This window comes from Terrimonas ginsenosidimutans (genome assembly GCF_022012415.1).
In the GTDB taxonomy this organism is placed as follows: Bacteria; Bacteroidota; Bacteroidia; order Chitinophagales; family Chitinophagaceae; genus Terrimonas_A; species Terrimonas_A ginsenosidimutans.
The window spans coordinates 37,139-50,271 of record NZ_JAKLTR010000010.1; the positions used below are offsets into that span (position 1 = coordinate 37,139).

A 13,133-nucleotide genomic window follows, 5' to 3' on the forward strand; every position below is an offset into this window, starting at 1 on the left:
CGTACATTTAGCCACGCCAACTTATCAAACAAAACAGCACAGTCAATAACAGGAACTGCAACCATCACCCCGTGTTCAAAAGTTCAATCACCTGTTTTTCCTGGATCATTTGTGTTGTGTGAGAAAAATGCTACGCACATGAAAAAGAAAATATGCCTGTCGCTGTTCTTACTCCTGTACGTCTTATCAGCGCAAGCGCAAAAGAAGCGACCGGAACAAAATGCAGAGACACGATTTGCGGTGTTAATGAAAGAGCTGGGAGAATCGAAAGATGATACCAACAAAGTATACCTGCTGGTAGAGTTAGCCGATTATTACTGGCGTACCGCACGAGCTAATGACAGTATCATCTTCTACGCAGAAAACGCGAGGCAACTCGCCCGGCGGTTGAAATTTGACAAGGGTTATAATGAAGGCACATACAATTTATGCCGCATATATGTGCGTAATAAAATGTTCGATAAAGCCAGAGGGCTCCTTTCGAATCTTTCAACAGATCAACAGTCCCGCCTGCATATTGTCATCGGAGAAAATTTCCTTTTCCGCCCTGCATTGGAAAAGCATGATCTTGACTCGGCTTATAAATACTTTACACGTGCATTGACCCTGGCCAATTCCGTCAGATCTGATAGATGGAAACATGAAAGCCTGATCGCAATGGGAAAATATTATTTCTCGGCCGGCGAATTTGCTAAAGCAAAAAACTCTTTTCATCAGATCATTGCTGACCATCAGCGAAACAAAGACAGCGCGGCTGAAGCGAATATCTGGTCGGAACTTGGATTATACATGCCCGACACAGACAGCACACTTGCGGATCAGATAGAAGCTCACGGCAATGCCAATAAAATATACAGAGCATTAAAAGATACGGTCAAGGTGATTGAAACCTTAGGCAATATGGGAGGCGTCTATATTTATCACGCAGCCTTTGATACAGCAAAAAAGATACATCTTGAATCATTGCAGCTCCGCAAGTTTGCAAAGATCAAAAAGACATTCAATGATACACGGTCGCTCGCCTGGATCGCCTACGCACAGGGAAATTTTGATGAATCACTCGAGTACACACTCGATGCAGAAAAGAACTTCCGTGAGATGGGTGGCAAAGAAGATGTTGTTGTCAATGTCATCCTTGGCACCATTTACAGCGAGAATGGAGATCATCAAAAAAGCCTCATGCATCTTCAAAAGACCGAAGGCACCAAACTCTGGCGATTCTATGTTGCCAGAAAAATCGCCGAGCAATATGTTCATCTGAAAAAGCCAGCTGAAGGAATAAACTTCATAAACGGGTTCGAAAAAAAATATCCGCCGGTAAGCCCGGCCGACAGGGAATCGATAGCCGCAGCGAAAGGAGACTGTTACGCGGCGATGAGAGACGATCTGAAGGCAGAACGTTATTATCTCGAAATGATGAAGCTGGATGATGAGGCACAGAAGTTGAAAAGCCGCGAAGTCATCGTACTACCCGTATATATCACCGGGGCGGAAGCCTATCATAAGATAGCTGATTTTTATGTATCGCGCGGCCGGTTCAAAGCGGCGTCGAATTATATTCCCAAAGCGCTGAACACTGCTTCCTTTTCGGCAAATCAATTCTACACACAAGGGCTGATCAGAAATCTGTGGCGCTTGCAATACAAAGTGGATTCGGCAAATGGGGATTATGCTACTGCTCTTCATAGCTACCAGCGATTTGTTCAATTGAAAGATTCCATCTTTGATGTTAATAAAACAAAACAGGTGCTGAATTTGCAGGTGTCGTTCGAAACCAAAAAAAAGGAATTGGACATTGAAGCAAAAGATGCACAGATAAGAGCATTCGAGCAGAATGAAAAACTCCGCCAGGCCAACCTGCAACAGGAAAAATTCATCCGTAATATTACGCTTGGTGCCGCATTCATCTTCCTGATGCTTGGAGCGTTAGCTTACCGGCAATACAGACAAAAGCGAAAGGCAAATACGCTGATCGTATCTAAAAATGATCAGCTGCATCATGTACTGAAGGAAAAAGAGTGGTTGCTGAAAGAAGTACATCACCGCGTAAAAAACAATCTGCATACTATCATCTGCCTGCTTGAATCTCAGGCTACATTTCTTCAGAACGATGCGCTGAAAGCGATCGAGAACAGTCAGCACCGTGTTTATGCAATGTCGCTCATACATCAGAAACTTTATCAGACTGATAATTTGCAGAGTATTGCGATGCACCAGTATCTGCCCGAGTTCATCTGTTATCTTAAAGATAGTTTTGACCTTTCACAGGGAATTGTTTTCGAACTCAATATCGATCCGGTTGAGCTTGAACCATCGAAGGCCATTCCTGTTGCGCTGATCCTGAATGAAGCTGTTACCAATTCCATTAAATATGCTTTTCCAGGCAGCCGGAAGGGAAAGATCCGGATCAGCCTGCGGTTAAATCAGGAGGAAGTTGAATTGGTGGTTTCAGATAATGGAATTGGCATTCCGAATGATATAAAGGAAAGAAAATTAAACTCTCTTGGAGTAGAGCTTATTAAAGGGCTAAGTGAGGATCTCAACGGAAAAATTGAATTTGAAAATGCGGATGGTACAAAAATCACGCTTACCTTCAGATTTGATTCGCCGGAAGGCCCGGCAAATCGTCGCTATCAACTCAAAGAATCACACACATTGCTATGAGCACCAGATTACTTATCGTAGAAGATCAGTTCATTGAGGCTAACAACCTCAAGCTTATTCTGAAAAGCGCAGGCTATGAAGTTTGCTCTATTGCCAGGTCAGTGCCGATCGCAATATCAATTGTCGAAAAAGAACGGCCGGACCTGGTTCTACTTGATATTTTTCTTCAGGGTGATCTGACAGGCATTGATCTTGCCAAAACACTCGAAAACCGGAATATTCCCTTTGTATACATCTCCGCCAATTCCAATAAAGAGGTGCTGGATGCCGCCAAAGCAACGCAGCCTTACGGCTTCCTGGTAAAACCTTTCCGAAAAAAAGATGTGCTGGTAATGCTGGATGTTGCCTGGTATCTGTACCAGCAAAGACAGGAAAAGAAAAGAATGGATTCTGCGGAGCCTGATATGGTGTTAAAGCAGATCCCAAAACAGGAAGAGATCACCACGATCATTGGAGACAGTGCAGGAATAAAGGAACTATTAAAGAATATCAGGATCGTTAGTCAATCGAATACTTCTGTGTTGATACTTGGTGAAAATGGTACAGGCAAGGAGCTTGTTGCAAAAGCTATCCACGAAAATTCCGCGCGTAAACACAAGCCGCTGGTCGTTGTGAATTGTGCCGCATTACCGGCTAACCTGATCGAGTCGGAATTATTCGGACATGAAAAAGGCGCTTTCACCGGCGCTACATCCAAACGGATCGGCAAGTTTGAACAGGCAAATGAAGGCACTATCTTTTTAGATGAGATCGGAGAGTTGCCGATGGATGTACAGGCAAAGTTTCTGCGCGTATTACAGGAAAAGGAGATTGAAAGTGTTGGCGGGGAAACAAGGAAAGTAAATGTGCGTGTGGTTGCGGCAACAAATCGTAATCTGGAGGAAGAAGTAGCGTCCAATAATTTCCGTGTTGATCTTTATTACAGGCTGAATGTTTTTCCGCTTGAGTTGCCGCCTTTACGCGAAAGGAAGGAAGACATTCTCCCGCTGGCGCATCATTTTCTGAAGCTTCATGCTGCTGCCCAGGGAAAACTGATCAGCAGGTTCGCTCCAAGGGTAGAGGATGCGCTGGTCCAACATAACTGGCCGGGGAATGTACGTGAGTTGCAAAACCTGATCGAGCGAGCCGTTTTACTGGCAGAGGGATCTCAGATCGAAAGCCTGCACTGGCAGGTGGCGCAAAAAGCAAAAACATCTGTGTCGGCCGCCCAAACGAAAATAAAAACGATGACAGAGAATGAGCGGAGTCATATCATTTCAGTGCTGGAGAGCTGCAACTGGAAAATTGCCGGTCGCGGCGGGGCTGCTGAAATCCTTGATGTGAACGTAAGTACACTGAATTCGAGGATAAAGAAACTGGGGATCTCGAAGGAGATCGTGCTCAGGAGGGAGAAGGGGGAGTAAGGATCATGATGGACCATCCCGTCTCCTGCCCCTACGCCCGGGCTTCCGCGTGCAGCAAAGAGGTTCTCCTACTGAAATCTGCTACCTTTGCAGCTATTCGTATTAATACAAATGGATCTCAATAAAATTTACTCAGCCAGCCGCCTTGGCTACAACGCTCCCAACCAGGATCACCGCACTGTATTTCAACGTGATTTTGACCGGATCATCTTTTCGTCGTCATTCAGAAGGCTGCAAAACAAAACACAGGTATTTCCGCTGCCGGGCAGTGTATTCGTTCACAACCGGCTGACACATTCGCTGGAGGTGGCCTCTGTTGGCCGCTCCCTCGGCACACTGGCCGGAGAATTTATCGCAGAAGCATACAAGCCTTCGCTCACACCCGAAAGCATTGAGTTTTATAAATACAATCTGTACAATGTTGTGGCGGCGGCAGCGCTTTGTCATGATATTGGCAATCCGGCATTTGGTCATTCCGGGGAAGATGCGATCGCGTCTTATTTTGTAAAAAACAGTACTTTCCTGAGCGCTCAATTTGAACCGGGGGAATGGGATGATTTTCTGAATTTTGAAGGAAACGCAAATGCGATCAGGATCCTGACTCAGCAGCAGACCGGTAAAAGTGGCGGCAGTTTCAACCTGACCACTTCAACACTTGCAGCCATTGCAAAATATCCATGTGAATCCTCTGCAAAGAAAAAAGGAGTTCTTCACCGTAAGAAGTTTGGGTTCTTCCGTTCTGAAACAGCAGCCTTCGAAGAAATCGCACGAAATACATGTATGATCCGTGAGAGTCAATCACCGGTCATTTATAAACGTCATCCTTTTGTATGGCTGGTAGAAGCCGCTGACGACATCTGTTATACGATCATCGATCTGGAAGATGCCCATCGATTGTCGATCATCGAGCATACTGCGTGTATTGACCTCCTTGTAAATCTGATCGCATGCGTGGGAAAGGGCGATATCAACAGAACAAAAGATCAGCTGACAAAGATTGGTGATAAGAACGAAAAGATCGGTTTTCTCAGAGCCAAATCGATCCATGCATTAACGATGAGGTCAACTGAGCTCTACAAAGAGAACTTTGAAAAGATCCTTACCGGCGAACATGACCGTTCCATTATGGATATGATCGGAGACGAATGCAAGGCACTGAAAGATATTGTCGAGTTCTCTATCCGGTTCATCTATAATCACCGTTCCGTGGTGGAGATAGAAAATGCCGGTTATAACGTAATGTCTGAATTGTTATCGCATTTTATCCCACCGGTGCTCGCTTCCCCGGAGGCGATAACGAAATCACAGGACAAGGCGGTAAAGCTGATACCGGAACAGTTCCGTTATAATGAGGGAACCAATTACGAAAAGGTAATGGGTGTGTTGGATTATGTGTCTGGAATGACGGATAACTATGCAACGGATCTTTACAGGAAAATAAAAGGGATCGAGATCGGGATGACTGTGTAGTGCACATTCTTAGACATGTCTGACGAATAACATTTCAAAGGCACTGGTACTCGAGACACGCACCGGTGCCTTTGAATATTATTGCAACACGTCCACCTCTATAAAACTTCCCTGAGATCCATAATGAACCCGCTGTACCGCTTTGATAAAATCTTTCTTTTCCGCTTTGTAAATATTTGGAACAAATTTCTGCGGGTTAATATCTATCAGCGGGAACCAGGTGCTTTGTACCTGCACCATCACGCGATGTCCTTTTTTAAATGTATGTAAGACATCCTGCAGTTTGAATGTAACCTTTGTTGGCTTACCCGCGATCACAGGCTCCGGTCTTTCAAACGAGTTACGCCAGCGGCTACGCATTACATCACCCCGCACCAATTGCTGATAGCCACCGAGGGAAACATTCCTGGGCGTATACGGCGTATTCTGTTCACCCGGCGGATAAACATCGATGAGTTTAACTACCCAATCAGCATCCGTTCCCGTCGTACTTGCCTGCAGGTTTACGGTTATTTCACCACCCAGTGTGAGATCATTTTCCAGAACAGGTGTTTCAAATACGATCACATCAGGACGGCTGGCTGCAAATCGCTGATCTTCGTTCATGTAATTGCGTGGCGTTATCCCAAATGAACCAGGCACATCCATTGTATACGGAACCGGTTTCGCCGGATCACTTATGTATTCCGAAAATCCGTTTGCAGTAGAAGGATTCAGCGATATCAATCCGTCTTTACCTAAATGCAACTTCTTCTTCGTCACCTGAACAGCAGGCCAGGATGAAAAAGTTTTCCATTCTTTTACTCCCGTATCAAACATGTAAGCTTCGGGAAGATCAACGGCTTTTTGCTCACCTGTTTTTAAATAGTGATGAAAGAATTTCGCTTCGATATTCCGTTGATAAAATCCAGATATGCTATCTCCATAATAGATCTGATGCTGCATAGTATGCTGTTCGTCTTTCGCCCAATCTCCATGACCAAACGGTCCCATGACGATCGAATTGAAAATTCCCTTATTGTTTTGCTCTATCCCTTTGTAGGTAGCCAGCGTTCCATACAGGTCTTCCGCGTCATACCATCCGCCAACGATCAGATAAGCCGGCTTCAGGTTTTTATAATGATCAGTGATCCTCCTTTTTTTCCAGAATGTATCATAGTCAGGATGCGAGGTCATCTGCTTCCAAAGAATATTTTCTTTGAGTAAACTGTCCGCAGCTTGTTTGACAGTTCCCATCCTTTTGAAAAAGTCATAACTGTCATCTGTATTTCTTTGCAGGTCCTGGAACCAGGGATGATCTGTCGGTTCTTTTCTTGTTGACCCAACCAGGGGAAAGAACGGGAAATAAGCCTGAACGAAGGCTCCATTATGATGAAAATCATCAAAGAAAAAGTCGGCAACAGGAGCCTGGGGAGAGACCGCTTTCAGTGCAGGATGAGCATCAATTGATCCGGCAGCTGCGTAAAATCCGGGATAGGAAATGCCCCACTGTCCCGCTTTTCCGTTATTATGCTGGATATTTTTCAATAGCCAGTCGATCGTATCCCAGGTATCTGTGCTTTCATCCACATCGTTTTGAGAACTTTTGACCGGGATATGGGGCGTCATGTTCTGCCAGATACCTTCACTCTTGAATCTGCCACGAACATCCTGGTGCACAAAAATGTATCCTTCTTCCATCATTGCATTTCCGGGCGCCATATTAAAGGGATACATATCAGTTCCGTAAGGTCCGATGCCGTAGGGTGTCCGGTGTAGCATAAAAGGAAACTTCTGATCAGAAGAAGCTGCCTTAGGAATATAGACGGCTGTAAACAATTTTACCCCATCCCGCATAGGCACATAAAACTCCTTTTTGACGTAATGCTGCTTTGCATAGGCAGATTTACGCATAAAGGTGACACCAGCAAGATCAACATTTCCTATTCCCGTTATACTTAATATAGATTTCCCTTCCGGTGCATTCCCACTGACCGTGTGGAAGGTGAATTGTGAAGAAGCGCGACCAACAATCCATCCGGCGGGAAGTTTGCCCGGTGAAGGAGATTCTTCAAAACCTGCATTGGTTAACAGGATTTGTTTCCACAACCCGGGAGTTTCTTCAATCTGTAGTTTCGCATTGTCATAATAACCCGCCCCGTTTCCCATACAAACAATTACCAGGTTCAGGGTTTCCGCATCGGCATCGATCACTCCTTCAATAGAGCGGCTTGTCCAACTGCTATCGGTTACCGGCATTTCTACACCGCTGTTGAAATATCCCCATTCGCCATTTTTCCTGGTGACCTGTGCACCTACCAGGGTAACCACGTCGGAAGAACCATCCGTTCTGGCAGTCAGGGAGAACTTAAATTTTTTTCCGGCATAATCTTTTACCGGGACAGGCTGTTGAATACTGCTCCAATTTTGCTGAGCAGAAACGGAAACACTGAAGTAGCAATATATTATGGCCAGAACGGAATGCAATCTCATACAGCGGAAATTTCCGTAAAGTACGAATGACATCTATGGAGCAAAGACCTTAGTGTATGAACTGGGCAAAATGATAACCGGACAGAGGTAAAAAAACGTTGAACCATGGCGCGACATGCCGGAAACCCCTCTCAGATAATGAGATGCTTTTGAATCTTCTTCCTCCATGTCCTGCGAATGTCTTACCAAACCAGTTTGTATCCCATTCCGCGTACATTAATGATCTGTACCCCCGGGTCTTCCTGGAGAAGTTTACGGAGCTTCGTGATGAATACATCCAGCGTGCGTGAATTGAAAAAATTATCATCACCCCAGATGGCCTCCAGGATCGTTTTCTTACTGCTAAGTTGTTGATGATTCTTGTACAGTAGCCAAAGTAATTCGGCTTCCCTGGCAGTTAATGTCTGAACGCGAAGATTGAAGATGAGTTGCTGCTTAACCGAGTCAAATTGATACTGACCAATGGAAACTTTCGCGGGCGTTGTATCTTTTTTCAGTAAGCGCCCCTCACTTACCAGCACCTTGATGCGGATCACCAGCTCCTGCATGGCAAATGGCTTCCTGAGATAGTCGTTACCTCCGCTTTCGAACCCTTCCACGACATCCTGCGGCATTGTTTTGCTGGTGAGAAAAATGATCGGCACAGTTTGATCACTTTGCCGGACGGTCCGGGCAAGTTCAAACCCATCGATCCCCGGCATCATCACATCAAAAATAAGAAGAGTAAATTCGTTCTTTTTCAATAGTTCAAGCGCCTGCTCCCCGCTCATGACATGGGTAACCTGAAATCCGGCGGCCCCGAGGTTTTCTGCAATGATAGAACCGAGCGACTGCTCGTCCTCCACTAATAATATGGAAATGCTGTTGGCCAAATTATGATATCGGTAAACTGATCACGAAACTAAGTCCTTCTTTGCTTTCAACCATCACCGTTCCGTTATGTGCTTTGACAATGCCGGCGACCCTGTACAATCCCAGGCCAAACCCTTTCACCTCACCTGCTCCGGGCACACGATAGAACTTATTGAATATATAAGGAAGATAAGCTTTGTCTATTCCCGGGCCGTTATCACGAATTACGATCCTGAGCAGGTCTCCTTCTCTTTCAGCTTCAAAATGCATCAGCGTATTTTTTCCACCATATTTGATGGCATTCTCTATCAGGTTCTGGAACAAAGAAGAAAGCTTTTCTTTATCAGCATAGACCTTCAGATCTTCATCGATCGAGAGCTGCCAACTGAAACCTGATTGCACGTCAAATGAAGAAAGTAACTGTTCAACAAATGGCCTGAGTAAGAACTTCTCTTTCATAAGAACTCCGGAAATATTCTGCTCGATGGATAACTCCAATGCTTTCGAAACCATTCCGTCGAGGCGGTTCAACTCCTTCCGGGATATCTCCAGGTAACGTTTGGTTCGTTCTTTATCATTCAACGCGTCATAGAACTGCAACCCATCGATTGCCGCGCCAACGGTCGCGATCGGTGTTTTGAGTTCATGCGTCATATTGCTGATAAAATCATCTTTTAACTCATCCAGTTGTTTCTGCCGGATGATTGTTTTGAACATACGATACAGACACCAGAAGGTCAGCCCCAGCAATGCCAGAGACCCCGCTCCTATGAGCCACAGGCGTTTTAGAATAACAATGCCGGGATCGTAAACGTTCGCCTGAGAAACGTACCTTCTCTCCGGATCATTGATTTGCTTTAAATGGACAAGAACCGGTTTACTGTGCAACGATTTTCCTTTCCTGTCATACAGTTCGTTACGGATCGTGTCTATATAGACAATAGAAAACCCTGCGTCGATTTTATTCTGCCCGAGTTCTTCCTGGAATAGTCTGTTCAGCAGAGAAGTATCCAGTGCAAGGTCATCATGTTTTTTCGTCCAGATCTTCCCAAAACGCTGCGTATAAAAAAAGATAACATCCGTCGCAATGCTCTTTCTTAGGTTTTCCTGTATAAAGCGATTGATCACTCCCTCACGTTCTTCATTGGACAAATGCTCCGACACAGGGTATAGTTTATTTGACCAGGTAAAATAATCTTTGGGGTTCGCCGGATCATACAGAGTGGTCATCCAGACCTTTTCTCTTTCATTGAACCGTGTGCCGAATTTTACGAAGTTGGTGTCATGTAAAAAATCGCTGAGGTAAGATGTTAACGTATCTTTTCGCCGTTCCCATTCCTTGTCTACGGCTTGCTGGAAAGAATAATCTACCTCCCGCTGCAGAAGATCTCCTGACCGGATCCATTCTTTATAGATCCAGTACACCTGCAGGCAAAGCAAGCCTGCAGCCGATACTACTGCCAAAAGAAAAAGCTGCCGGAGGCGATTGTTCATACCAACAAAAATATCCGCTTTGACTATAAACCGGAAACCCGGTTAACAAACATTAACAATGATTCGAACCGCTTAACTGTTTTCCCGGGCCCGGGCCGGTATGTTTGTGTTCTAAAAAAGTAAAACCATGAAAAAACAATTTCTCTCCCTTTTGCTGATCTGCAGCCTGGCCGGTAACACACAGGAACTGGTCCCGCAGGATCAAATGCCGGATATCGCGCTACCGCGCACACTGGATGGCACTATCAGCAAAACAAGTTCCTATAAGGGGAAGCTGCTGGTGATCGATTTCTGGGCAACCTGGTGCAGCCCGTGTATCACAGCCATGAAAGAACTGGAGGATTACAAAAAAGCGCTGGGCGATAAAATCGAAGTGATTGCCATCTCAGACGAGCCTGAAGAAAGGTTACGCAAGTTCATGAAAGCAAGGCCGACAACGCTGACCCTTGCCAGTGACACGGCGGGCGATTTCCGCAAATATTTTCCGCACCACACGATCCCCCACACCGTGCTGATAGGCCCTGAAGGGAAGGTCTATGCAATCACAAACGCCTCCAACATCACGCTGGATGTTTTAAAAGTTGCATTAAAAGGAGTGAATGTAAACCTGCCATATAAAAAAGATAAGATCGGATTTGACATCAATACTTATTTCACAGCAGACTCCACCAGGCCCCGCCAGTTCTCTTTGCTGCCAGCAGTGGAAGGAACCGGCACAATGTCCAAAAACTATATGGACGGCTCCTATAAAAACAGACGCTTTACTATCGTGAATATGCCGATTGAGGGTTTGTTCAGGCTTGCTTATAATAAGAACTATTCATCGGTGATCAATGAGTATGACACTGTAAAAAGAAAATATGCAGATGAAGAAAAATACTGCCTCGATGCCTGGATAGAAGAACCTGATCAAAAAAAACTGATGGCTTTCATCCAGGAAGAACTGAAAAGAAATTTCATAGATGTTGAAGTTTCCCTGGAAAAGAGAAAGAGAAAAGTTCTCGTATTAAAAGCAAAGAAAGATGCGATCAGCTTTCTGAAGCCTTCAAAGGAAAACAATGATCTTTACGGCGGAGGCGGGGCACATTTTGAAGGAAATGGCGTGAAGCTGGACGCACTGGCGGACTACATAGAAAGCTTTGGATTATATAACGGGAAGGTGGTGAATGAAACCGGGATCGCTGGACGCTTTGATCTGTTTATACAATTTCAACCGGAGAAGAAAGACAGTTTCAAAGATGAACTCGCAAAGTCAGGCCTGTATTTGGAAACGGCAGAGCGAGAGGTAGAAATGCTGGTGTTGAAGAAGAAATAGAACAGATCTGCGTAGTAGCAACGAAGAGCGCAAAGAACAGCAATGGGCGCAGCGAAAACAGTTCCATGTGTTTTACCGCTGCGTTCATTGCATTGCTACCACGCCGGACTGTATCAGTTATGGCCAATCTTAAAACACGGAACTCATCAATCCTGCCTCTCCTCGAGGTTCAATTTTGAAGTCTTCTTCGTGTCTCTCATAAAAAGATAAATAGTCAGGGAGATCGCGACACAAACCGTCACATACCAATAAAACCAGCTTTCATGGCCGATCTCCTTTAGCCAGAGTGCTATATATTCCGCAGTTCCGCCAAAGATGGCAACAGTCAATGCATAAGGTAATCCCACTCCTAAAGCCCTTACCTCTGCAGGGAAGAGCTCTGCTTTAACAACTGCGTTGATGCTGGTATACCCGCTTACGATAATGAGTGCAGCCATCAGTAAAAAGAAAGCTGTAATCATCGATTGTGTATTACTCAGTGTGGTTAATAACGGAACGGTGAACAGGACGCCGAGTACTCCGAAACCGATCAACAAAGGTTTTCTTCCGATCCTATCTGATAAAGAACCAAAGACGGGTTGCAGCGCGGCGAATAATAAAAGCGTAACAAAAGAAAGCAGCGTCGATTGTTCTTTTGACAGGTGAACGGTGTTCACGAGAAACTTCTGCATATAAGTCGTGTAGGTGTAAAATGCAAGTGTCCCTCCCAGCGTCAATCCGGCCACTGTCAGTACGGCTTTCGGATGTTTCATCAATTCGCTGATCGTTCCCTTCTTTTGCAGCTTCTTATTGGCATTTGATTCGAATGATGGAGTTTCATGCAGGTTACTGCGCAGGTATAGCGCGATCACGGAAAGGATCGCTCCGATCACAAACGGGATCCGCCAGCCCCAGTCGTGTAATTGCTGTTCGGTCAGCAGGAGTTTTTGCAATATCAACTGTATGCCCAACGCGATCAACTGCCCTCCGATCAATGTCACATACTGGAAGCTCGAATAGAAGCCTCTCCTGCTACGCGTAGCCATTTCACTCAGATAAGTAGCAGACACACCATATTCTCCTCCAACACTCAGCCCCTGCAGTAATCTTGCCATCAGTAAAATAACAGGCGCAGCCAGCCCGATCGTAGCATAGGTTGGTGTTAACGCGATCAGCAGTGAACCGAATGACATCAGTAATACTGACCATGTCATTGCTTTCTTTCTGCCAAGCCTGTCTGCAACATGACCAAATATCCAACCTCCAATCGGGCGCATTAGAAACCCAAGAGCAAAGACTCCGGCTGTATTCAGCAGTTGCGCCGTTGCATCTCCTTTTGGAAAAAAGGAGGATGAAAAATAAAGTGCGAATGCGGAATAGGCATACCAATCGTACCACTCAACAAGGTTTCCGATGGAACCGCCGATAATGGCTTTGAGACGCTGGACGGATATTTTTTCTGTAGTCATGTCAGAGTTCAGCAA

General features: G+C 45.2%; 8 protein-coding genes. 4 read left to right on the forward strand and 4 right to left on the reverse strand.

Annotation, left to right across the window (positions count from 1 at the left end; genetic code table 11):
- Positions 1 to 138: 138 nt before the first annotated feature.
- The 3 genes from LZZ85_RS15720 to dgt all read left to right on the forward strand — a co-directional run bounded on the left by LZZ85_RS15720 (position 139) and on the right by dgt (position 5,537).
- Entirely contained in the window at positions 139 to 2,664 is a 2,526-nt protein-coding gene (locus tag LZZ85_RS15720) for a tetratricopeptide repeat-containing sensor histidine kinase (protein WP_237873857.1), read from the forward strand.
- Positions 2,661 to 4,067 (forward strand): sigma-54-dependent transcriptional regulator, encoded by a 1,407-nt coding sequence (locus LZZ85_RS15725; protein WP_237873859.1) that lies wholly within the window; start codon positions 2,661 to 2,663, stop codon positions 4,065 to 4,067. The genes LZZ85_RS15720 and LZZ85_RS15725 overlap by 4 nt, the downstream gene beginning before the upstream one ends.
- Positions 4,068 to 4,178: 111 nt before the next feature.
- Entirely contained in the window at positions 4,179 to 5,537 is a 1,359-nt protein-coding gene (gene dgt, locus LZZ85_RS15730) for a dGTP triphosphohydrolase (protein ID WP_237873862.1), read from the forward strand.
- 78 nt (positions 5,538 to 5,615) lie between these two features.
- Here dgt and LZZ85_RS15735 read toward each other — a convergent pair whose 3' ends face one another.
- The 3 genes from LZZ85_RS15735 to LZZ85_RS15745 form a co-directional block, all read right to left on the reverse strand.
- Positions 5,616 to 8,009 carry a CocE/NonD family hydrolase gene (locus LZZ85_RS15735; protein ID WP_237873864.1) on the reverse strand — a complete coding sequence of 798 codons (2,394 nt, stop codon included), beginning with the start codon at positions 8,007 to 8,009 and terminating at the stop codon, positions 5,616 to 5,618.
- 182 nt (positions 8,010 to 8,191) lie between these two features.
- A complete protein-coding gene (locus LZZ85_RS15740; RefSeq protein ID WP_237873866.1) occupies positions 8,192 to 8,881 on the reverse strand; it encodes a response regulator transcription factor in 690 nt (229 codons plus the stop codon).
- A gap of 1 nt (position 8,882) precedes the next feature.
- Positions 8,883 to 10,355, reverse strand: a complete 1,473-nt coding sequence (locus LZZ85_RS15745; protein ID WP_237873867.1) for a sensor histidine kinase — start codon at positions 10,353 to 10,355, stop codon at positions 8,883 to 8,885.
- Positions 10,356 to 10,482: 127 nt separating this feature from the next.
- Between LZZ85_RS15745 and LZZ85_RS15750 the strand changes: the two genes are divergently transcribed.
- Positions 10,483 to 11,670: a redoxin domain-containing protein gene (locus tag LZZ85_RS15750; RefSeq protein WP_237873870.1), complete on the forward strand. Its 1,188-nt coding sequence runs from the start codon at positions 10,483 to 10,485 to the stop codon at positions 11,668 to 11,670.
- 146 nt (positions 11,671 to 11,816) lie between these two features.
- On the opposite strand, the gene LZZ85_RS15755 is transcribed toward LZZ85_RS15750, so the two are convergent.
- Complete coding sequence (locus LZZ85_RS15755) at positions 11,817 to 13,118, reverse strand: MFS transporter (protein ID WP_237873872.1); 1,302 nt, start codon at positions 13,116 to 13,118, stop codon at positions 11,817 to 11,819.
- Positions 13,119 to 13,133 lie beyond the last annotated feature (15 nt).